General features: G+C 74.4%; 25 protein-coding genes. 14 read left to right on the forward strand and 11 right to left on the reverse strand.

The features are described from left to right. Positions 1–63: 63 nt before the first annotated feature. From EDF20_RS07900 to EDF20_RS07915, 4 genes are all read left to right on the forward strand, one after another. Positions 64–936 carry a sugar ABC transporter permease gene (locus tag EDF20_RS07900; protein ID WP_243833455.1) on the forward strand — a complete coding sequence of 291 codons (873 nt, stop codon included), beginning with the start codon at positions 64–66 and terminating at the stop codon, positions 934–936. Position 937: 1 nt separating this feature from the next. After that, positions 938–1,771 carry a carbohydrate ABC transporter permease gene (locus tag EDF20_RS07905; RefSeq protein ID WP_123547795.1) on the forward strand — a complete coding sequence of 278 codons (834 nt, stop codon included), beginning with the start codon at positions 938–940 and terminating at the stop codon, positions 1,769–1,771. 69 nt (positions 1,772–1,840) lie between these two features. After that, positions 1,841–2,854, forward strand: coding sequence for a glycosidase (locus EDF20_RS07910; RefSeq protein WP_133738711.1), 1,014 nt, complete (start codon positions 1,841–1,843; stop codon positions 2,852–2,854). Positions 2,855–2,971: 117 nt separating this feature from the next. Beyond that, on the forward strand, positions 2,972–5,089 hold the full coding sequence (locus EDF20_RS07915) for a hypothetical protein (protein ID WP_133738300.1): 2,118 nt from the start codon (positions 2,972–2,974) through the stop codon (positions 5,087–5,089). A 178-nt stretch (positions 5,090–5,267) separates the two neighbouring features. Here EDF20_RS07915 and EDF20_RS07920 read toward each other — a convergent pair whose 3' ends face one another. Beyond that, a complete protein-coding gene (locus EDF20_RS07920; RefSeq protein ID WP_133738301.1) occupies positions 5,268–5,945 on the reverse strand; it encodes an NADPH-dependent F420 reductase in 678 nt (225 codons plus the stop codon). Positions 5,946–6,062: 117 nt separating this feature from the next. Here EDF20_RS07920 and EDF20_RS07925 point away from each other — a divergent pair, with 117 nt between their 5' ends. Next, entirely contained in the window at positions 6,063–6,785 is a 723-nt protein-coding gene (locus EDF20_RS07925) for an HAD family hydrolase (RefSeq protein ID WP_133738302.1), read from the forward strand. Positions 6,786–6,825: 40 nt separating this feature from the next. Here the strand turns inward: EDF20_RS07925 and EDF20_RS07930 are convergent, their stop codons facing one another. From EDF20_RS07930 to EDF20_RS07940, 3 genes are all read right to left on the reverse strand, one after another. Beyond that, positions 6,826–7,068 (reverse strand): hypothetical protein, encoded by a 243-nt coding sequence (locus EDF20_RS07930; RefSeq protein ID WP_133738303.1) that lies wholly within the window; start codon positions 7,066–7,068, stop codon positions 6,826–6,828. A gap of 310 nt (positions 7,069–7,378) precedes the next feature. After that, on the reverse strand, positions 7,379–7,819 hold the full coding sequence (locus tag EDF20_RS07935; protein ID WP_133738304.1) for an OsmC family peroxiredoxin: 441 nt from the start codon (positions 7,817–7,819) through the stop codon (positions 7,379–7,381). 80 nt (positions 7,820–7,899) lie between these two features. Further along, positions 7,900–8,346, reverse strand: coding sequence for a MarR family transcriptional regulator (locus EDF20_RS07940; RefSeq protein ID WP_133738305.1), 447 nt, complete (start codon positions 8,344–8,346; stop codon positions 7,900–7,902). A 117-nt stretch (positions 8,347–8,463) separates the two neighbouring features. Between EDF20_RS07940 and EDF20_RS07945 the strand changes: the two genes are divergently transcribed. Together EDF20_RS07945 and EDF20_RS07950 are read left to right on the forward strand one after the other, a co-directional pair. After that, the gene (locus EDF20_RS07945; protein ID WP_233569159.1) at positions 8,464–8,982 is read left to right on the forward strand and encodes a helix-turn-helix domain-containing protein; all 519 of its coding nucleotides are present in this window, start codon (positions 8,464–8,466) and stop codon (positions 8,980–8,982) included. Then, the gene (locus tag EDF20_RS07950; protein WP_123547804.1) at positions 8,979–9,299 is read left to right on the forward strand and encodes a HepT-like ribonuclease domain-containing protein; all 321 of its coding nucleotides are present in this window, start codon (positions 8,979–8,981) and stop codon (positions 9,297–9,299) included. The genes EDF20_RS07945 and EDF20_RS07950 overlap by 4 nt, the downstream gene beginning before the upstream one ends. Here EDF20_RS07950 and EDF20_RS15685 read toward each other — a convergent pair. Continuing rightward, entirely contained in the window at positions 9,280–9,951 is a 672-nt protein-coding gene (locus tag EDF20_RS15685) for a hypothetical protein (RefSeq protein ID WP_166644781.1), read from the reverse strand. The genes EDF20_RS07950 and EDF20_RS15685 overlap by 20 nt on opposite strands. After that, the gene (locus tag EDF20_RS07965) at positions 9,948–10,532 is read right to left on the reverse strand and encodes a hypothetical protein (RefSeq protein ID WP_133738308.1); all 585 of its coding nucleotides are present in this window, start codon (positions 10,530–10,532) and stop codon (positions 9,948–9,950) included. Before EDF20_RS07965 ends, EDF20_RS15685 begins: the two co-directional genes overlap by 4 nt. 1 nt (position 10,533) lies before the next feature. Here EDF20_RS07965 and EDF20_RS07970 point away from each other — a divergent pair, with 1 nt between their 5' ends. From EDF20_RS07970 to EDF20_RS07980, 3 genes are all read left to right on the forward strand, one after another. Beyond that, entirely contained in the window at positions 10,534–11,244 is a 711-nt protein-coding gene (locus EDF20_RS07970; RefSeq protein ID WP_133738309.1) for a hypothetical protein, read from the forward strand. A 10-nt stretch (positions 11,245–11,254) separates the two neighbouring features. Beyond that, entirely contained in the window at positions 11,255–11,488 is a 234-nt protein-coding gene (locus EDF20_RS07975) for a hypothetical protein (protein WP_133738310.1), read from the forward strand. Positions 11,489–11,558: 70 nt separating this feature from the next. Beyond that, positions 11,559–12,134, forward strand: coding sequence for a GIY-YIG nuclease family protein (locus EDF20_RS07980; protein WP_133738311.1), 576 nt, complete (start codon positions 11,559–11,561; stop codon positions 12,132–12,134). 117 nt (positions 12,135–12,251) lie between these two features. On the opposite strand, the gene EDF20_RS07985 is transcribed toward EDF20_RS07980, so the two are convergent. Continuing rightward, positions 12,252–13,280, reverse strand: a complete 1,029-nt coding sequence (locus EDF20_RS07985) for a hypothetical protein (protein ID WP_133738312.1) — start codon at positions 13,278–13,280, stop codon at positions 12,252–12,254. A gap of 102 nt (positions 13,281–13,382) precedes the next feature. Between EDF20_RS07985 and EDF20_RS07990 the strand changes: the two genes are divergently transcribed. After that, entirely contained in the window at positions 13,383–13,928 is a 546-nt protein-coding gene (locus EDF20_RS07990; RefSeq protein WP_133738313.1) for an MOSC domain-containing protein, read from the forward strand. Between the two features lie 149 nt (positions 13,929–14,077). Continuing rightward, positions 14,078–15,085 carry a class A beta-lactamase gene (bla, locus tag EDF20_RS07995; protein ID WP_133738314.1) on the forward strand — a complete coding sequence of 336 codons (1,008 nt, stop codon included), beginning with the start codon at positions 14,078–14,080 and terminating at the stop codon, positions 15,083–15,085. Positions 15,086–15,210: 125 nt separating this feature from the next. Here bla and EDF20_RS08000 read toward each other — a convergent pair whose 3' ends face one another. Beyond that, positions 15,211–16,587, reverse strand: coding sequence for a LysM domain-containing protein (locus EDF20_RS08000; protein ID WP_133738315.1), 1,377 nt, complete (start codon positions 16,585–16,587; stop codon positions 15,211–15,213). 167 nt (positions 16,588–16,754) lie between these two features. Between EDF20_RS08000 and EDF20_RS08005 the strand changes: the two genes are divergently transcribed. Further along, entirely contained in the window at positions 16,755–17,273 is a 519-nt protein-coding gene (locus tag EDF20_RS08005) for a DinB family protein (protein ID WP_133738316.1), read from the forward strand. Positions 17,274–17,405: 132 nt separating this feature from the next. Here the strand turns inward: EDF20_RS08005 and EDF20_RS08010 are convergent, their stop codons facing one another. Genes EDF20_RS08010 through EDF20_RS08020 form a run of 3 tightly spaced genes read right to left on the reverse strand, consistent with a single transcriptional unit; the run spans position 17,406 to position 18,549 of the window. Continuing rightward, the gene (locus EDF20_RS08010) at positions 17,406–17,786 is read right to left on the reverse strand and encodes a DUF202 domain-containing protein (protein WP_123547814.1); all 381 of its coding nucleotides are present in this window, start codon (positions 17,784–17,786) and stop codon (positions 17,406–17,408) included. Next, positions 17,783–18,157 carry a DUF202 domain-containing protein gene (locus tag EDF20_RS08015; RefSeq protein ID WP_123547815.1) on the reverse strand — a complete coding sequence of 125 codons (375 nt, stop codon included), beginning with the start codon at positions 18,155–18,157 and terminating at the stop codon, positions 17,783–17,785. The genes EDF20_RS08010 and EDF20_RS08015 overlap by 4 nt, the downstream gene beginning before the upstream one ends. Next, complete coding sequence (locus EDF20_RS08020) at positions 18,154–18,549, reverse strand: DUF2256 and DUF3253 domain-containing protein (protein WP_123547816.1); 396 nt, start codon at positions 18,547–18,549, stop codon at positions 18,154–18,156. The genes EDF20_RS08015 and EDF20_RS08020 overlap by 4 nt, the downstream gene beginning before the upstream one ends. 305 nt (positions 18,550–18,854) lie before the next feature. Here EDF20_RS08020 and EDF20_RS08025 point away from each other — a divergent pair, with 305 nt between their 5' ends. Next, a complete protein-coding gene (locus EDF20_RS08025; protein WP_279586175.1) occupies positions 18,855–19,346 on the forward strand; it encodes a DUF805 domain-containing protein in 492 nt (163 codons plus the stop codon). Positions 19,347–19,380: the final 34 nt, after the last annotated feature.

The raw sequence follows: 19,380 nt of genomic DNA on the forward strand, positions 1-19,380 counted from the left end.
GGCAGTCGACCCGAGGAGGCGCCCCCCGCCTCCTCGGGTCGGAAGGCCCGCGGGCGAGGCTCGCTGCTGGGCAAGAACCCGCTCGGCCTGCTCCTCAGCGCGCCGTACCTGGTCTTCGTGCTCGCGGTCTTCGCGTACCCGCTGATCTACGCGGTGTACATCGCGTTCCACGACTACTTCTTCACCGCGCCCGGCGCGGTCGTCGACCGGCCGTTCGTCGGGCTGGCGAACTTCGTCACGGCGTTCACGGACCCGGCCGTCCTGCGGTCGTTCGGCAACGTCGGGATCTTCCTGGTCATCAACGTGCCGCTCACGGTCGTGCTGAGCATGGTGCTGGCGTCGGCGCTCGACAAGGTGTCGCACTTCAAGGGCTTCCTCCGCGTCGCGTTCTACGTGCCGTACCTCGCGGCGAGCGTCGCCGTCGTGGCCGTCTGGCTGTTCCTCTTCAACGGGAGCGGCCTGGTCAACCAGGTGCTGGGGCCGCTGGCTCCGTCGCCGTCGTGGCTGATCAACTCGGCCTGGGCGATGCCCTCGATCGCGCTGTTCGTCACGTGGAAGCAGCTCGGGTTCTACATCCTGCTGTACCTCGCGGCGCTGCAGAACGTGCCGAAGGAGCTCTACGAGGCGGCGTCGAGCGACGGCGCCGGCCCGATCCGGTCGTTCTTCACCGTGACCGTGCCCGGGGTGCGCCCCGCGACCGTGCTGGTGCTGCTCGTGTCGACGGTGACCGGGGCGAACCTGTTCACCGAGCCGTACCTCCTCACCGGCGGCGGCGGGCCGAACGGCGCCTCCACGTCCCCCGTCCTGCTGATGTACCAGAAGGGCATCGAGCAGGGGAACCCCGACCAGGCGGCCGCGATCGGCGTCGTGCTCGTCGTGCTCGTGCTGATCATCGCGCTGCTGCAGAACCGGTTCGCCGGCGGCAAGGAGGACTGAGATGTCCAGGACCCAGACCACGCTGCGAGGCGTCGTGCTCGCGCTCGGGGCGCTCGCGTTCCTCTTCCCGTTCTACTACATGGTGATCGGCTCGCTGCAGGCGCGGCCCGACCCGACCGTCGCGGGCGCGTTCCCGCACCCGTCGAACCTCACCCTCGAGAACTACGCCGCGATCGACAGCCGCATCGGGCTGCTCACGGGGCTCGTCAACTCGGGCATCTTCACCGCGGGCGTGCTGATCTGCACCGTCGTGTTCGGGGTGCTCGTCGGCTACGCGCTCGCCGTGCTGCAGTGGCGAGGACGCGGCGTGACCTTCGCCCTCGCGCTGCTCGTGCAGGTGGTGCCGTTCCAGCTGCTGGTCATCCCGCTGTACGTGCTCATCGCGCGCAACTACGGGCTGAGCGACAACTACCTCGGCATGATCCTGCCGTTCGCCATCAACTCGACGGCGGTGATCATCTTCCGGCAGTACTTCCTGCAGCTGCCCCGCGAGTTGTTCGAGGCGGCGCGCATCGACGGCACCGGCGAGTTCCGGCTGCTGTGGAACATCGCCCTGCCGCTCGTCCGCCCCGCGCTCGTCACGGCCCTGCTGCTGACGTTCATCGGGCCGTGGAACGAGTTCCTCTGGCCGTTCCTCATCACCAAGGAGGCGTCGATGCAGCCGCTCGCCGTCTCGCTGGCGAACTACATCTCGAACGTCGCCGCCACCGCCGCCAACCCCTTCGGCGCGACCCTGGCCGGAGCCGTCGTGCTCGCCGCCCCGGTCGTGCTGCTGTTCATCGTGTTCCAGCGCTACTTCATCTCGACCGACGTCGGCTCGAGCGTGAAGGGCTGACAGGAGATCCCCGTGACCGACACCGCACCTCCTCCGTTCCCCTACCGCCTGACGCGCCTCGGCGTCGTGATGGCGCCCGACCCCGACGAGCCGCTCGAGGCCGAGGGCGTCCTCAACCCCGGCTCGGGCCGCGGGCCCGACGGCGAGCTGTACCTGCTGCCGCGGCTCGTCGCCGCCGGCAACGTCTCGCGCGTCGGCCTCGCCCGCGTGGTCGTCGACGACGGCGTGCCCGTCGGCGTCGAGCGCGAGGGCGTCGTGCTCGCCCCCGACCGCGGCTGGGAGCGCGGCGCGACGCACTCGGGCGTCGAGGACCCGCGCGTCACCCGGGTCGACGAGCTCGGCCTGCACGTGATGACCTACGTCGCGTACGGGCCGCTCGGGCCCCGCACGGCCGTCGCCGTCAGCGACGACCTGCGCGAGTGGCGTCGCCTCGGCCCCGTGACCTTCGACTACGTCGACGACCTCGACACCGACCTCGGGCTGTTCCACAACAAGGACACGACGTTCTTCCCGTCGCCCGTCACCGCGCCCGACGGCGTCCGCAGCTTCGCCGTGCTGCACCGGCCGATGTGGCACATCGGCGCCACCGTGCCGGGGGAGGGCAGCCCGCTGCCCGCCGGCGTCACCGACGGGCGGCACTCGATCTGGATCAGCTACGTGCCCGTCGACGCGGTCGCGGCCGACGAGCGCGCCCTGGCCCGCTGGGGGCAGCACCGACCCGTGGCCGGCCCCGAGTTCCCCTTCGAGGAGCTCAAGATCGGCGGCGGCCCGCCCCCGCGCCGCGTGCCCGAGGGCTGGCTGTTGCTGCACCACGGCGTCACGGGCGTCATCGACGACGTGTTCGCCCAGCAGCAGAACGTCAACTACGCGGCGGGCGGCATGATCCTCGACGCGGACGACCCCTCCCGCGTCGTGACCCGCTCGGCCGTGCCCCTGCTCGAGGCCGAGACCGCCGACGAGCGCGACGGCATCGTGCCGAACGTCGTGTTCCCCACCGCGATCGAGGAGGTGGACGGGGTGCCGTTCGTCTTCTACGGCATGGCCGACTCGAAGATCGGCGTCGCCCGGCTCGACCGGGCCTGACGCGTCCCCGCTCACCTGCTGGCGAGTTGCCCCAGAACGTCACCCAGAACGAGTCCACCCGACATCCCGGGGCGACTCGACGACCATGCACGACGAGACAGAAGGAGGCGGTCGACGATGACCGCACGCACCTCACGATGGGCCGGGCTCGCCCTGGCCGCCACGACCGCGATCGCGCTGGGGGTGACGGGGGCGCTGCCGGCGTCCGCCGCGCCTCCTGCGGCACCGGCTGCGCCTGCGCCGGCTGCGCCGAGCGCTGCCGTGCCGAGCGCTGCCGCGCCGAGCGCCGCGGCGCCGACGGCTGCCGCCGCGCCGGCGCCGCTGACGAACCTCGCGCACCTCGACTTCCTGCTCGACCGGACGACGCCCGCCGCGGAGGAGGGGCACACCTCGTACCGCCTCGACGCCGAGCCGACGCTGACCCTGCCGTGGACCTACGCGGACGCCCGCGACGGCGGCACCTTCGCCCGGGTGGGCGGCGGCCCGCTCGACCCCGCGACCGGGTATTGGGGGCAGGGCGCGTACAACTCCGACGACGTGTCGCGCGCCGCGGTCGTGTACCTGCGCGACTGGCAGCAGACCGGGGCGGAGGCGAGCCGCGACAAGGCGTACGAGCTGCTGCGCGCGACCGCGTACTTCCAGACCACGACGGGTCCGGCCGCCGGCAACGTCGTGCTGTGGATGCAGCCTGACGGCACCTTCAACCGCAGCCCCGTCCCCGTCGAGCTGCCCGACCCCTCCGACAGCGGCAACAGCTACTGGCTCGCCCGCAGCATCTGGGCGTTCGGCGAGGGCTACGCGGCGTTCCGCGACGAGGACCCGGAGTTCGCCGCGTTCCTGCAGCAGCGCCTCCAGCTCGGCGTGACGGCGCTGCAGCGCGACACGCTGTCGCGCTACGGGCAGTACGACGTGGCCGACGGCGTGCAGGTGCCCGCCTGGCTGATCGTCGACGGCGCGGACGCCACGGCCGAGGCCGTTCTCGGCCTCAGCTCGTACGTGGCCGCCGCCCCTGACGACGCGACGGTGCGGACTGCGACGACGCAGCTCGCGGAGGGCGTGGCGCGCATGGCGTCGGGCGACCCGCAGACCTGGCCGTACGGCGCGGTGCTGCCGTGGACGAACTCGCGCTCGATGTGGCACTCGTGGGCGTCGCAGATGCCCGCGGCCCTGGCGCGCGCCTCGACCGTGCTGGGGCGCAGCGACCTGCTGGCTCCCGCGGTCGTCGACACCGCCTCCTTCACGACGACCCTGCTCACGGCCAGCGGGCCGGACAACGCCTGGTACCCGACGCCCGTCGACCAGACGCAGATCGCCTACGGCGCCGACTCGCGCCTGCAGTCGGCGCTCGCCGTGGCCGACGCCTCGGGCGGGGCGGGCTTCCGCCAGGTGGCCGCTGTCGCGGCGAGCTGGTACTTCGGCACGAACCGCTCGGGGAAGCCGGTCTACGACCGGGCGACCGGCGTGACGAACGACGGCGTCCAGGCCGACGGCTCCGTCAACGGCAACAGCGGTGCCGAGAGCACGATCCACGGCCTGCTGTCGATGATCGCGCTGGACGGTGCCCCGGACGTGTCGGAGCTGGCCCAGGCGTCGACCACGGTCGCGTCGCGTGACGGGCTGACGACGATCGAGGCCGAGGGCGCGTCGTCCACGACCGGCACCGTCGTCACCCCCGACTCGGCCTGGACGGGCGAGTCGCAGTACAGCGGCGGCGCCGCGCTCACGCTGCAGCCGGGACAGAGCGCCACGATCGCCGTGCCCGCCGGGTCGGGGCTGCGTCACGTCGAGCCGGTGCTGCTCGGCGCCGAGGGAGTCGTGTCGACCTCGACCTGGAAGGCGGGACGGGTGCCGCTCGGCACCCTGACGACCCGCGTGGGCGCGCAGGGCGTGACCGCCGCCTCCGGGGCGCTGCTGCCGCAGACGCTGCCGCTCCCCGTCGGGCCGGGGGCCACCTCCGTGACGGTGACGGCCCGCGGGTCCCAGCCGGTGACGGTGGACGCTCTGATCGTCCGGCCGCTCGTGCAGCGGCTCGCGCTGGCCGGGGCCGGCGGACGGGCGACCGAGCTGGTCTCGTCGACGTCGAAGCTGCCGCTGCCGACCACGGTCGGCGCACGCGGCGTGCGGTCGACGGTCGCGAGCTACGACTCGCGCGGGGCGCTCGTGTCGCAGCGGACGGTCTCGGGTCAGTCGGTCGCGCTGGTGCGCGGCGGCGGGTTCGTCGTCGTGACGCGGTAGGGGGAGCGCGCGTCCCCGACCCTCGCACCGCGGGATGCACGAAGAACCGCGTTCCGCACCGTGAACCGCGCTATATCGCAGTTCATGGTGCGGAACGCGGTTCGTGGCGTCCTGTCACACATGCAGGAGGCGGTGCGCCTGCAGGAGGTGCGGGGCGCCTCCTGCAGGAGAGCTGCGGCTACGCCTCGTCGGCGTGCGGCGCCGGCTCGTTCGTCGCCGTCGCGCGGGTCGCCTTCGCGAGGTTCTCGACGAGCTCGGAGCGAGTCTGCGACACCACGTAGGCGGGCTGGTCGCGCTCGACGCGCCAGCTCTCGCTCAGCGGGCCGACGTTGACGGTGTCGAAGCCGACCTCGTCGTAGAGGCGCTGCACGAGCTCGGCGGCCTCCTCGAAGTCGCTCGAGGTGGCGAGGGCACGACGGCCCTCGGTGCCGGCGGGCTTGCCGTCGGTGGTGATGTCCTTCGCCATGATGTGGTTGAAGCCCTTGGCGACCTTGCTCTCGGGCAGGTGGCGCTGCAGCATGCCCGACACCGTGTCGAGGCCGTTGTCGAGGGCGGCGATGTGGCCGTCGCGCTCGAAGTAGTAGTTGTTCGTGTCGATGACGACCTTGCCCGCGAGCGGCTCGACCGGCACCTCCTCGTAGTTCTTCAGCGGGACCGTGACGACCACGACCTCGCCTGCCTCGGCCGCCTCCTGCGACGTGGCGGCGCGCGCCTTCTCGCCCAGGTCGGCGAGGAGGTCGGCGAGGGTCTCGGGTCCGCGCGAGTTGCTGATCACGACGTCGTGGCCCTGGGTGATGAGGGCCCGGGCGACCTGGCTGCCGATGTTGCCTGCTCCGATGATTCCGTACGTAGTCATGCCACCAGCCAACGCCTGTCGGGTGGCCGGGTGTTCCCGCTCCCAGGAGGCTCGGAGGAGGCGCCCAGTCGTCGCGAGGGGCGGACGGTGCAGCCACTGCAGGGACAGGCTGGAGGGATGACCGACTCGACCCCCGCCTCCTCGGACTCCAGGACCGACGCCTCCGACGCCCCCACGACCGCTGTCCTCTTCGACATCGACGGGACGCTCGTCGACTCCAACTACGCGCACGTCGACGCGTGGTCGAAGGCGTTCGCCGACATCGGGCACCCGGTCGACAGCTGGCGGATCCACGAGGCGATCGGCGAGGACTCGACGCTGCTGCTCTCGGGCCTGCTGGGCGACGAGGTCGCGGAGGCGCGGGGCGACGAGGCGAAGGAGCGCCACTCCGCGCATTACCTGCCCCACGGCGACACCGACCTGCACGTCTTCCCGCGGGCGACCGAGCTGCTCGACGAGCTCACGCGACGGGGCCACCGGGTCGTGCTCGCGACCAGCGCCCCCGAGGAGGAGCTCGCCGTGCTCCGCGACCTGCTCGACGTCGAGGGGGCGCTCTGGGCGGTCACCTCCTCGGAGGACGCGGAGACCGCCAAGCCAGACCCCGGCATCGTGCAGGGCGCGCTCGACAAGGCCGGGGTCGACGCCGCGCAGGCGGTGATGGTCGGTGACGCGGTCTGGGACATGGAGGCGGCCGGTCGTGCCGGGGTCACCTGCGTCGGCGTCCGCTCAGGCGGTACGTCGGCGGCGTCGCTGACCGAGGCCGGCGCGGTCGAGGTGTGGGACGACGTGGCGGCGCTGCTCGAGGGGCTCGACGGGAGCGTCGTCGGGCGGCTGAGCTGAGCTGCGCACGCTGAGCTGTGGCGTCGAGCAGGGGTCCGTGTCAGCGGCGACCGCGCCGGCCGACGAGGCGGGCCCACGCACTGCGGCCCCGGATCGGGCACGGCGCGGCGGCCGCCCGCGGCTCCTCTCGGGGCACGAACGTCGACGACGAGCAGGCCGTGCAGGTGAGCACCCACGGGTGCACGCTCAGCCCGGAGCCGTAGTACGGGTTGTCGACGAGCCGCGCCGGGCCGTGGCAGTCGGGGCAGGTGGGGGTCGCCGTGGGGCGCGTCTCGTCGTGCATCGTCGGGGCCTTCCGTGGAGGGGATCGCCCGGTCGTCCGTGCCCGAGCGCTGCTGCGTCGTCTCGGGTTCGGAGTGCCGCCTCCTCGTGACTGGCCCCGGCCTGGCCCCAGATCGGGGCTGCGGCCGCGGGGCTGCGGCCGCGTGCTGCGGCCTCGTGCTGCGGCCGCGGCGCTGCCCGGGACGAGGGTGTCCGCGGGGGCTGATCCGTCTCGTGACGGATCAGCTGCACGAGAGAGCCCCGCCCCTCGCCGCGTCGTGCGCGGACGGTGAGGAGCGGGGCTCGTCAGTGTTGCGGTGCTGCGGCGCTGCCTAGCTCTCGAACGTCGCGTCGAGCGTGATCTCGACGCCGGTCAGCGCCTTGCTCACGGGGCAGGTCTCCTTGGCGTCCTTCGCGGCGGCCTGGAACTGGGCCTCGTCGATGCCGGAGACCTCGCCGCGGACGGTGAGGGCGATGCCGGTGAGCTTGAAGCCGCCGGCCGAGTCCGGGCCGAGCGAGACGTCGGCCTTGACGTCGAGCGCCTCGACGGTGCCGCCGGCCTGGCCGAGGACGGCGCTGAACTGCATGGCGTAGCAGGCGGAGTGTGCGGCCGCGAGGAGCTCCTCGGGGCTGGTCGAGCCGTTGGCGTCGTCGGCGGCGCGCTTCGGGAACGAGACGTCGTACGTGCCGAGCTTCGAGCTGGAGAGCTCGACCTGGCCCTCGCCGGTCTCGAGGCTGCCGTTCCATGCGGTGCGGGAGGTGCGAGTGGGCATCGTGTCCTTCTTTCGTGTGGGGATGGGGGAGTCGGTGGAGTCGTGGGGGTCGCGGGTCGCAGGGAGACGCGGCGGCAGGCCTAGGAGGCGGCGCGGACGCTGTCGCCCAGCTCGCCGACCTGGGCCGTGAGGGCCGCGATCGCCGCGGGGTCGAGGCCGGTCGCGGCGCAGATGCTCGCCGGGATGCCCGCCGCGGAGGCCCGGAGCGCCTCGCCGTCGGCGGTGAGCTCGACGCGGACGCTGCGCTCGTCGTCGGGCACCCGGGTGCGGGTGACGAGGCCCTGGCCCTCGAGACGACGCAGCAGGGGGGAGAGCGTGCCCGAGTCGAGGTGGAGGCGCTCGCCGAGGCCCGAGACGCCGGTCGGCCCCTGCTCCCACAGCACCAGCATCACGAGGTACTGCGGGTAGGTGATGCCGAGCGGCTCGAGCAGTTCGCGGTACCGGGTCGTCAGCGCCCGCGACGCGGCGTACAGCGCGAAGCAGATCTGCTCGTCGAGCAGGGGCGTGGTCGGGGCGGCCGCGGTCATGTCGTCGACACTAGCACGTTGCGTGCAACTGAGTTGTGCGCAATTCAAAGCCGGTTACATTCGTGCCGTCACTCGTTGACGGGCATATACGATCGTAGATACAGTCGACCCGTGATCATGACGGCGGCGGACACCATCAGGGACGCACGGGGCCGCGCTGGCCTCACCCAGGCCGAGCTCGGGGCGAGGGCGGGTCTGCCGCAGAGCGCGGTCAGCGCCTACGAGGGCGGCGTGAAAGACCCGTCGACGACCGTCCTGGCCCGTCTCGTCGAGGCCGCGGGCTTCGACTTGGCTCTCGGGCTGGTGGCGCGACAGGCCGGCGGGCGGTCGGCAGCGGCGTTCTCCGGGCCGGTGGGCCGTCGCGTGCAGCCTGGTCGTGCGCCGGCCCGGGCGTGGCTGCGCACCCACGGGTTCGGTTCGCCGCAGGTCTTCGGGAGCGTCAGCCGGGGCGACGATCGCGACGACAGCGACCTGGACGTGCTGGTCGACCTGCCCGACGGTCTCGGCCTGTTCGGGCTCGGCTCGGCCCGGACGGAGCTGGAGTCGATCTTCGGAGTCCCCGTCGACCTCGTTCCGCGGGGGTCCCTCAAGAGCGAGGTCGCCGCGCGCGTCTCAGGCGACCTGGTGTCGTTGTGAGCAGGTCCGACGAGACGCGCCTCCGTGACGTGCTCGCCGCCCTCGACGCGATCGACGCGCACACGACGCGGGGCAGCCTCGACGATGGCCTCGTGTTCGACGCCGTCCGCGCACGGCTGATCGAGATCGGAGAGGCCGTCAAGGGCCTGTCGGACGACGTCCGGGCCACAGCGCCGGGCATCCCCTGGGGCGAGGTGGCCGGCATGCGCGACTTCCTCGCACATCGGTACTTCGACGCGTCGCACGCCATCGTCGAGCACACCGTGACCCGCGATCTGCCTGAGCTGCGTCGCACCGTCACGGGTCTGCTGGGCTGACCGCCGCCGCCGCCTCCTTCGCCGCCGGGTGCGCCTCGGCGAGGTCGAGCGCGATGGCGGCGCGGCCCAGCCCCTCGAGGCTGGCGGCCGTGGTGAACGGCAGGCTGAGGACCGAGAGCAGGGCGCCGGCGAAGCCGAACCCGGGGAACCCCTCCACGATCGCGATCACCACCACGCCGACGAGGCCGACCGTGAACGCGGCGGCAGCGCCGAGGCTGATCGTGAGCGCGCCCACGAGGCCGAGTCGCTGCTTGCGGGCCGAGGCGAGGAGGCGCGGCGCCAGGGTCGCCGACAGCTCCGGTGCACCCTCGCTCGAGTAGTCCACGACAAGCCGATCGTCACGCCACGACACCGGCGCCAGCGACCGACGATCGCGCCGCAGCCAGACTCCGACGGCCACCAGGACGACGAAGGCGACGGAGATCGAGGCGAAGGCGAGTGCGGCGACCGCTCGGACCGCGCCCGGCCCGTCGAAGGCGTCGACGCCCGAGAGGAGACGATCGATGCCCAGGGCGGCCGCGGAGCCGACGACGACGGCCGCCACGGCGAGCACGAGCCGGCGACGCGGCGTGAGGAGCTGCGCGGCCCCGGCCCGCCACTCGTCCCAGCCGCGGCGGCGGAGGTCCCGCCGGCTGGGGAACGGCTCGGTCACGAGCGTTCGCCGCCGTGAACGGGAGCCGGGCCCGCAGATCCCGCTGGTCTCGCCGTCTCGGCCGCGCTCGGCGGCAGCAGGTGCGTCCGTGCGGCGGCGTAGCGACGTGCACGCGTGGTCCGCGTCAGGAAGAAAGGCGTGAAGCCGAGCAGCATCACGACCATCGCGACCACCAGGACGCGGGGGAAGGTCGAGTCGTCGTCGCCGAGTGCCTGCGGCAGCTGGTTGCAGATCAGGCCGGCGAAGAGCGTCGCGCTCTGGGCGTACTGCACCGGGAGCGACACGGCGCTCACGGAGGCCCACCGGGCGGCGACCCGCTCGTCGTCGGGGCCCAGCTCGAGCGGGCGGCGGGACAGGACGGCCTTGCCGATCCTCCTGGCCCGGTCGTGGTCGCGGCCGATCACCGCCCCCGCCTGCTTCATCAGCCGGAACGAGACGACGGTGCAGGCGATCGAGGCGGCGAGGAACCCCAGCCCGGCGGCGACGAAGAGGAGGTCGGCGCCTGAGTCGTCGTCGTCGAGCGGGACGAACGAGAGGCCGACGGCGGCCGGGACGACGGTGAGGACGAACGCGAGCGTCACCGTGCACCCCCCGGCGCACCTCTCCGTGGGGGACCTCGCGCCACTCGACCGGCTCCGCGCCCTGCCGGACGTGTTCGCCGACCGCCGGGCCCGCGACGAGCGCGACCACCGTGAGCGCGGCGCCGAGGGCGACGAAGGAGGCGGGGAGCCAGGCGGGCGGGTCGCCCAGCCAGGCGGACAGCAGCACCAGGGCCGCTCCTCCCGCCTGGATGCCGAGCATCCACCCGAGCAGGCGGCGGGCGCGCTGCTGCTCCCGGTGGGTGGTGGGCGCGTCCCGCGCCGCGAGGACGGCGCCGAGCACGATCGGGGCGATCGTCAGCAGGGCCAGGCCGAGGGCCCCGAGCAGGAGAGCGGTCACGCCGCCGCCGTCCCCGAGCAGGACGAGGAGGACCGTGCCCCCGATCTGCGCCGCCGTGATGACGACGACCGCTGCGGCGAACGCGAGGGCGCCCACGAGCTCGCGACGGCCGGCGGGTCGGTGCTGCGTCGACGTCGCCCCGCCGGTGGCGGCAGCGGTGGCGGCGGGTGCGGCGGGCGGCGGGGGCACGGGGCGGTGGTCGTCGTCGGTCACGCTCCCAGTGTGGCCGCCCCGCGTTCGGGGGGCACGGCGGCCGCCGGGTGGGAGCCGGCCCGGACGGGTGAACGGCGGGCGAGCGGACGAGGCGCCTGCCGACGGGGTGCGGCGGGGGCCGCGGGGACGGCGCCCGCGTAGCCTCGACCGCATGAGCAGCGACGCGACCGAGCACGACGGCACGACCGGCGACCACGACGACCCGACCGGCATGACCGCCGACGAGAAGCGGCACGACCAGCTGACGCGCGCACCGAAGTCGGACGAGTCGGACGGCGCCCCGCGCATCACCACCGAGGAGCGACCCGACGGCGTCACCCGCATCGACGTCGCCGACACCGCGAAGGTGCGTCCCGGCGGGGGAGAGGCGCACACCCGCGACTGACCCGCTGCGGACGCGCGGTGGTGCGTCGACGGCGAGCCACGATGTCGGGGGCGGGACCTACGGTGACGACGTGACCGGGTCCTCGAGCGCAGGCAGCGCCTCCTCCGTCTGCTGCGTCGACGGCTGCGGACGTCCGGTCGAGCCCGGCGGCCCGGCCCCGCTCTGTGCCTGGCACCTCGACGCCGCCGCCGACTGGTCGGAGCGCGAGCACGGCCTCACCGACCTGCTGCCCTCGCCGTGCGTCGCGTGCGGGTCCCGGCTCGGCGTGCACTGGCCGTCGGGCTGGCTCTGCGCGGTCTGCGAGTGGCGGCACGGCGACTCGCCGGACGGCGAGCTCGCGCCTCCCCGGGTCGACGTCGTCTACTACCTGCGCTTCGACGACCGGGTCAAGATCGGCACCTCGTCCGACCCTCGCCGCCGGCTCGCCCGCATCTGGCACGACGACCTGCTCGCCTTCGAGCGCGGCGACCGGCTCGTCGAGCACCGCCGGCACGTGCAGTTCGCCGAGCACCGCCTCGCCCGCACCGAGTGGTTCACGGCCGCGCCCGAGCTGCTCGCGCACGCGGCGGGGCTCCGGGCCGGCTCGGACGACCCGTGGAGCACCTATGCGCGCTGGCGCAGCGAGGCCCTCGCCCTGCGCTCGTGATCGCCGGGTCATCGAGGTGACGCGTCGCAGGGGTGCCGCGGCCGGCGACGCCCCCGACGCGTCACCTCGATCGGGTCGGTGCGCTCGGGTCGACCCGCTCGGGTAGGCGTGCGCGGGTCAGCGAAGCCAGGCGTCGACGTAGAGGTCGCCGCGCACCTCGCGGAACACGTCGAGCAACTGCGGCACGGTGCTCCGCGTCAACCCGGAGACGACGAGGTCGTGGGGGCCGAGCGCCTCGAGGCCGCCGGTCCGGACGCGGACGACCTCCCACCCTGCGGAGCGGAGCGCGCGGTCCTTGCGGCGGTCCGCCTCCTCGCGGTGGCCGACGTGCTCGAGCCCGTGTCGTCCCGTGGAGTCGTACTCGACCGCGACGCGCAGCTCGGGCAGCAGCACGTCGGGCCACGCCTCGAGGTGCTCGAAGAACGGCCGCGCGAGGCGGACCGCGTTGACCCCCGCCGTGAAGGTGATCGCGGCGGCGAGGTCGGCCCGCAGCTGCTCCTCGACCGCGGACGCGGGAGGCGGTGCGCACGCGCTCGAGAACGCCTCGCCGACGGGCAGGTCGGGGGTGCGGTCGCAGAGCTGGTCGCGCCTCCTCGGGACGCGGGCTGCGGGGGCCGACCGTGGCGTCAGCGCCGACCGTGGCGTCGGCGACGGCAGGCCCGGCCGGGGCGCCCCGATGCGCCGGAGCAGGGCGGCCCGCTCGCGGCCGTCGACGACGGGCCCCGGACCCGGCCCCCGACCCGGCGGCAGATCCGTGGCCGCGGCGGCCGGTGCCGTCGACCCGTCGGCGTCGCGCGGGCGCTTCGGCGCCGGGTCCATCGGCACGGCCGGCAGTCGCCGCGGCGACGCGAGGTCGGCGCAGGTCGGGCACCACGACGACCGCCGTCGCTCACGCCCAGGCCGGTGGCGTTGCTCGTCGGGCGTCGCGACGAACTGGTGGCCCACGTCGCAGAGCCAGGTCAGCCAGACGTCGGCCGCGGGAGGCACCTGGCTCAGCAACAGCCCCCGGTTGTGCTCGGGCCGGTACTGCCGCACGAGCACGGGGTAGCGGGCCCACGCGTCGCGGTAGGCGCCGGGCGCGTAGGGCACCTCGGCGGCACGGGACCGCTGACGGCGGGCCCACCAGCTCTCGATCGGTTCGGGCACGCCGCGACGCTACGACCCGCCACCGACATCGGCGTTCGGACTCGATCGACCACGAGGAGGCGCCCCCTCGACCCGGCGCCCGTCGCGGCGGATGATGGGGACATGACCGCCGCCTCCGTCGTATCCGTCAGCCGCGACCCCGAGCACCGCTTCTCGAAGGAGGTGGTCGACGACATCGTCCTGATCGCCGGGCTCGGCGTCGAGGGCGACGCCCACGCCGGCACCACCGTGCAGCACCGCTCACGGGTCGCCCGCGACCCCTCGCAGCCGAACCTGCGCCAGGTGCACCTCGTCCACGCCGAGCTGTTCGACGAGGTCGAGGGCTCCGGCTTCGAGGTCGACCCGGGCGAGCTGGGCGAGAACGTCACGACGCGCGGGGTCGACCTGCTCGGGCTGCCCCGCGGGGCCGTGCTGCGGCTCGGGCCCGACGCGGTCGTCGAGGTCACCGGGCTGCGCAACCCGTGCGTCCAGATCGACGGGCTCGAGGCCGGCCTGATGCGCGAGCTGGTGACCCGCGACGACGAGGGCCAGGTGGTGCGCAAGGCGGGAGTCATGGCCGTGGTGCTCGTCGGCGGACGGGTCGCCCCCGGCGACCGTGTCGGCGTCGAGCTGCCCGAGGGGGAGCACGAGGCGCTGCAGCCCGTCTGAGGCCGGAGGCCGGGTCATCCTCGGGGATGGACTCCGCGCCTCCTCGTGTCGTCCGCCCCCGGCGAGGCCGCGACGGCGGCCATGCTGTCGGGGACGTCCCCGCCCGGTCGTGACCGCGGCCCCGGCGAGGGGACGCCAGGAGGAGCTCCATGAGGACCAGGTCGCACACCAGCACCAGCACCAGCGCCGTCGCTCGCCGCGCCACTCGCACCACCGGCACCACGGCGGCGCTCGCGACGGCCGCGCTCGTCGCCGTGGTCGTCAGCGGCTGCAGCACGTCCCCGTCGGGTGCCGCCGGGACCGCCAGCCCGTCGTCGGGCGCTGCCGCCACCCCGTCCGCGACGCCGGCGGTCGACGTCTCCGCCGACGTGGCCGACGACCTCGCCGCGCTCGAGGCCGAGTTCGACGCCCGCGTCGGCGTCAGCGTCGTCGACACGGAGACCGGGACGACGGCCTCGCACCGCGCCGACGAGCGCTTCGGCTACGCCTCGTCGATCAAGGCGCTCGCGGCGGCTCAGCTGCTGCACGACGTGCCCGCCGAGCAGCGCGACGAGGTCGTCACCTGGACCGCGGCCGACGTCGAGGCCGCCGGCTACTCGCCGGTGACGAGCGAGCACGTCGCCGACGGGCTGACCCGCGCGCAGCTCGCCGAGGCGGCCGTGCGGAAGAGCGACAACACGGCCCTCAACATCGTGCTCGATCGCGTCGGAGGGCCGGCCGGGCTCGACCAGGGGCTCGAGGACATCGGCGACACGACCACCGAGGTCGTGAACCGGGAGCCCGAGCTCAACACGATCGAGCCCGGCAGCACCGACGACACGAGCACTCCCGCGGCCTTCACGGCCGACCTCGGGGCGCTGCTCGACGGCCGCTGGCTCGACGACCCCGACCGCGCGCTGCTGCTCGACTGGATGAGCGGCAACGCGACCGGCGACACCCTGATCCGTGCCGGAGCCCCGGACGGCTGGGTCGTGGCCGACAAGTCAGGAGGCGCGGGCGGCATCCGCAACGACGTCGCCGTCGTCACCCCTCCCGGCCGGGCACCGGTCGTGGTCACCGTGTTCACGACGCGGAACGACCCCGACGCCCGCTACGACGACGCCCTCGTCGCCCGCGCGGCCGCGATCGTGCTCGGGGCCCTGCCGACGCCCTCCTGACCTGACCGGCCCGAGATCGAGTTCGAGTGGTCGGTTCCGGTCCTTCGATCGCCCCGGGGCGACAGGAACTGACCACTCGGCGGCTGCCGGCAACTGGCAGCCGGCTGCCAGTGCTCGCCGACCCGTCAGAGGCTGTCCGGGTCGAGCAGGAGCTCCGTGCCGTCGAACAGGCGCTGCTCGTCGTCGATCACCTCGAGGCCCTGGTTCAGGTAGATGAGGGCCGAGACCGTGATGCCGAAGCGGGCCGCGACGGCGTCGGCGGTGTCGCCGGTGGAGACCTGGTAGCGCTTGGGCGCCCCCGCGGCGGTGGTCGCCGTCACGACGCCGTTGGCGAAGTTCGCGACGCCGCCGTCGACCGGGACGATGTTGGTCGTCTTCGCGGGCACCGACCACCTGACCGGGGCGACCGCGAGGACCTTGCCCCGGCTGATCTCGACGGGCACGTCGGGTGCTGCCTCGGCGGTGGACACGACGAGGGTGCCGAGGTACGACGGCTGTCCGATCGGCAGGGGTGCGGAGCCCGACGTCGGTGCCGAGGTGGGTCCGCCGAGCACGGCCACGCCGTCGCCGGGGGAGGTCAGGCCGTCGAAGACCGCGGGCGCGATCTCGAAGTAGGAGAGCTGGACCGTGACCGGCAAGGTCGAGGTGTAGCCCGACCACTCGGTCGAGAAGGTGCCGTCGCCCACGGCGACGACCCGGTAGTGGAACGCGATGCTGCCCTTGGGCGACCGCACGTCGGCCTCGGCCACCACCGTGCCCGCCGCGACGGGAGTGACGTAGGGCGCCTCCTCGGCGGCCTCCGCGGGGGGAGGGGTCGCGGCTCGCGGGGACGGCGAGGCGGACGCCGTCGGCGTCGCGCTCGGCGTCGGGCTGGTCGACGGGCGTGCGCTGGTCGTGATCGGGGAGGCCGGCTCCGACGTCGCGGCGGGGGCGCCGGACGCGAGCGGGCCGCCGCCCGAGAACGCGAGGACCGTGCCGAGCACCACGGCGACCACGGCAGCTCCGCCGACCACGGCGAGGATCGCCGCAGGGCGCATTCGCCGTCGCCCGGGCTCGTCGTCCTCGGAGTCGGCGTCGGTGTCGGCGCTCGCTGCGGCGGCACCGGTCGCGCCCGCAGCCCCGGCGGCACCGGAGCGCCTCGAGGAGGCGGCGGCCGACCCGGCCGTGGCCTCCGACGTCGTGGGGCGGTGCGTCCACGGCACGAGTCGCGGGCCCGCGCCCGTCGCGGGGGCCGGCTCGTCGTCGGGCGTGTGGGCCGTGGGCGCGGAGGGCTGCACCTCGGTCGGCTGCGTCGTCGCGCGCGTCGACGTGTCGTCGGCGCCGGGTCGCTCGTCTCCTCCGCCGTGCTCGTCAGTGCCAGGGCGCCCAGCGGTGCCGTCGCGCGCGTCGACAGGGGCCTGCTCCGCCGCCGCCGCGTCGTCGCCGTGCGCCTCGTGCCCGCGTGCTGTGCCATCACGCTCGACGTCGTCGTCGTGCGGCCCTGGTGTGTGATCGTCCGTCATGTTCCCCCCTGCGGCGATCCTAGGACAGGCTGCCGACACGGTCGAGCCGGGCCCGTTCGACGTCCCGACGCGCGCCGTCCCCCTCCCGGCTCCTCGTGGCGGTCGCTCGACGCAGGTCGGCAGGATCTCCCTCGCGCGCCTCCTCGGCGACTGGCTACGGTCGGGTCATGCCGATCGTCCCCGACACGAAGAACTGGACCTGGGTGCTCGACGAGCCCTGCCCCGAGTGCGGCTACGACGCCGCCGAGGTCGAGCTGGGCGACGTGCCCGGCCTGGTGCGGTCGAACGCCGCCGCGTGGCCTGCCGAGCTCGGCCGAGCCGACGCCCGCGAGCGACCTGACGACGCGACCTGGTCGCCGCTCGAGTACGGCGCGCACGTGCGCGACGTCTTCAGCGTCTTCGACGGCCGCCTCCGGCGCATGCTCGACGAGGACGCCCCCGCCTTCGAGAACTGGGACCAGGACGCCACGGCGCTCGCCGACGACTACGCCGGGCAGGACTCTGCCGTCGTCGCCGAGCAGCTCCTCGCCGCGGCCGAGGTCGTCGCCCGCCGCTTCGAGGAGGTGCCCGCCGACCAGGTGCACCGCACCGGACTGCGCAGCGACGGTGCCGCCTTCACGGTGGAGACGCTCGGCCTCTACTTCGTGCACGATCCGGTGCACCACCTGCACGACGTGCGCCGCTGACGGCTCTCGCGGGTGCTCGGGCTCCGTCGGCGCCCATGATCGGGTCGCCGAGTCGACCCGAGTTGCCCTGAACGGTCGCTCGGGCTGACGTGGAACAGCCGTCCGGGGCAACTCGACCGCCGTCGCGTCCGGTCAGCGGACCCCGAGCGCCACGACGAGGGCGCCGAGGCCGGCCGCGAGGGCGAGCGCCGCGGTCGCCGCGGGCAGCGCGCCCCCGGTGGTGGGCACCCGGGAGGGCGAGCTCGCCGAGCCGGCGCCGGCGCGGGTGTGGCCAGCGTCACGGGCGGCGAGCAGGAGGCGGTGCACCCGCCGGTACCGCCGGTGCGCCGCGGCGAGCACGGCGAGCGACGCGACGACCCCGAGCCCGGCCAGCACGTACGCGGCAGGTCCGAGCAGGGGCGGCAGCACGCGGAGGCCGATCAGCGACCCGACGGTCAGCGCCAGGCCGGTGCGGCGCCAGGCGAGCGCGGTGCGCTCGGGCTGCAGGCCCGGGTCCCACGGGCCGTCGCTCACGCCAGCACGACCCCGAGCAGCACGAGCACCCCGGCGACCGCGACGGCGACGCCGAGCGGCAGCGCCAAGGGCGCGGACGGCAGCGGCCGGTCGGCCCGAAGGGCGCGCTCGGTGCGGGCCCAGCCGACCCAGGCCTGCACGGGAGCCGCGATCCCGGCGACGATCAGCACGAGCGACGCCGCGAGCCTCAGCCCGGGCTGCAGGCCGAGCCCCAGCGCCTCGAGGGCGACGCCGCCCGCCACGAGCGCGAGCGAGGTCCGCACCCAGGCGAGGAACGTGCGCTCGTTGGCGAGGCTGAACCGCACGTCGGGCTCCTGCCCCGTGCCGTAGACGCGCCGGGGGAACCGGCGGTCGCGGTCCTCGGCGGTCACCGGCCGCCTCCTGCGCGCCGTCGTCGGATGCGGATCGGGCCCTTCGCGGTCGACGGGTCGACCACCGAGCCGCCCTGCGTGATGTCGACCTCGCCGGCTGCGACGAGACGTCGGGCGGCTCGTCGGACGGGCTCCATGAGGTCGCGCCAGGCAGCCTCGTCGTCGGGGGCGATCGATCGGGCCACGTCGGACGGGCAGATCGTCGAGGTCGCGGCACGTGCCGCGAGGAGCTCGCGGATCCGCTCCTCGAGCTGGCGGTCGAGCGAGGACACCTTGCGGCGGCGGCACGCGTCGCTGCAGTACGCGACCTCGTCCCAGTTCGCGGCCCATTTCTTGCGCCACTCGATGCGGCGGCCGCACGAGCGGCAGGTCTTCTCCTCGGGCGTGCTCACCCGTCCATGCTGCGCCTCGCGGCTGACGCGTGGCTGACGAACCGACGTGATGACGACGAACCGGCGCGATCCTCCGCGGAGGTTCGTCGCGCTCGCGTCGCTTCCTCGTCGTTTCCGCGTCGCGCCCCGTCGGCCGACCTGCCCTCGACAGAGCGGTCTGCTCTCGCTAGCGTCGAGGGGCGACGGCGCCGACCGGGCCGCCGCACGACCACGACGGCCACGGCCGTCCGCACCGAGGAGGCGCGCGCATCCGACTGCCCGACTCGCTGACCGTCGACGGCCCCGTCTCCGTCTCGCGGCCCTGGATCGCCTGGGCCCGGGCCGTCACCCGCCTCACCACCACGGGGCGGGCCAGCCGCTCGGAGTTCTGGTGGACGTGGCTGCTCCAGACCGCCGTCGGGGCGGTGCTGCTCCTGCTGATGCCGTTCCTGCAGGGCCGCACCCGCGACCTGCGGCTGCCCACCGGCCCGTTCGGCGCCGGCCCGCTCGGCACGCAGCCGCTCTTCTCCTGGACCGACACCTCCGGCGACGCGGCGGGCGGCGCCTCCGTCCTCATCTGGACGGTCTGGTCGCTGCTCACCCTCGCGCCGATGGTCGCCCTCGCGATCAGACGACTGCACGACGCGGACATCTCGGGCTGGTGGGCGCTCGTCGCCGTGCTCGTGCCGATGCTGTCGTTCCTGATGCTCGTGCTGCTGGCGCGGGGGTCGAGGGCGGCGGGCGTCCGTTTCGACCGTCTGCCCACCGACGGGCCGGGCGGGAGAGGGGCCCTGGCGCCTCCGGAGGGCAGCCGGTAAGATCCTCCATGGTCGCGCGTCACGTGCGGCCCCG

The organism is Frigoribacterium sp. PhB116 (assembly GCF_004364285.1).
GTDB lineage: Bacteria > Actinomycetota > Actinomycetes > Actinomycetales > Microbacteriaceae > Frigoribacterium.

Excerpts from the sequence above, each read along its gene's own strand:
- EDF20_RS07905 (WP_123547795.1), top strand. The coding sequence starts at position 938 with ATGTCCAGGACCCAGACCACGCTGCGAGGCGTCGTGCTCGCGCTCGGG.
- EDF20_RS07910 (WP_133738711.1), top strand. The coding sequence starts at position 1,841 with ATGGCGCCCGACCCCGACGAGCCGCTCGAGGCCGAGGGCGTCCTCAAC.
- EDF20_RS07915 (WP_133738300.1), top strand. The coding sequence starts at position 2,972 with ATGACCGCACGCACCTCACGATGGGCCGGGCTCGCCCTGGCCGCCACG.
- EDF20_RS07920 (WP_133738301.1), bottom strand. The coding sequence starts at position 5,945 with ATGACTACGTACGGAATCATCGGAGCAGGCAACATCGGCAGCCAGGTC.
- EDF20_RS07925 (WP_133738302.1), top strand. The coding sequence starts at position 6,063 with ATGACCGACTCGACCCCCGCCTCCTCGGACTCCAGGACCGACGCCTCC.
- EDF20_RS07930 (WP_133738303.1), bottom strand. The coding sequence starts at position 7,068 with ATGCACGACGAGACGCGCCCCACGGCGACCCCCACCTGCCCCGACTGC.
- EDF20_RS07935 (WP_133738304.1), bottom strand. The coding sequence starts at position 7,819 with ATGCCCACTCGCACCTCCCGCACCGCATGGAACGGCAGCCTCGAGACC.
- EDF20_RS07940 (WP_133738305.1), bottom strand. The coding sequence starts at position 8,346 with ATGACCGCGGCCGCCCCGACCACGCCCCTGCTCGACGAGCAGATCTGC.
- EDF20_RS07945 (WP_233569159.1), top strand. The coding sequence starts at position 8,464 with ATGACGGCGGCGGACACCATCAGGGACGCACGGGGCCGCGCTGGCCTC.
- EDF20_RS07975 (WP_133738310.1), top strand. The coding sequence starts at position 11,255 with ATGAGCAGCGACGCGACCGAGCACGACGGCACGACCGGCGACCACGAC.
- EDF20_RS07990 (WP_133738313.1), top strand. The coding sequence starts at position 13,383 with ATGACCGCCGCCTCCGTCGTATCCGTCAGCCGCGACCCCGAGCACCGC.
- bla (WP_133738314.1), top strand. The coding sequence starts at position 14,078 with ATGAGGACCAGGTCGCACACCAGCACCAGCACCAGCGCCGTCGCTCGC.
- EDF20_RS08000 (WP_133738315.1), bottom strand. The coding sequence starts at position 16,587 with ATGACGGACGATCACACACCAGGGCCGCACGACGACGACGTCGAGCGT.
- EDF20_RS08005 (WP_133738316.1), top strand. The coding sequence starts at position 16,755 with ATGCCGATCGTCCCCGACACGAAGAACTGGACCTGGGTGCTCGACGAG.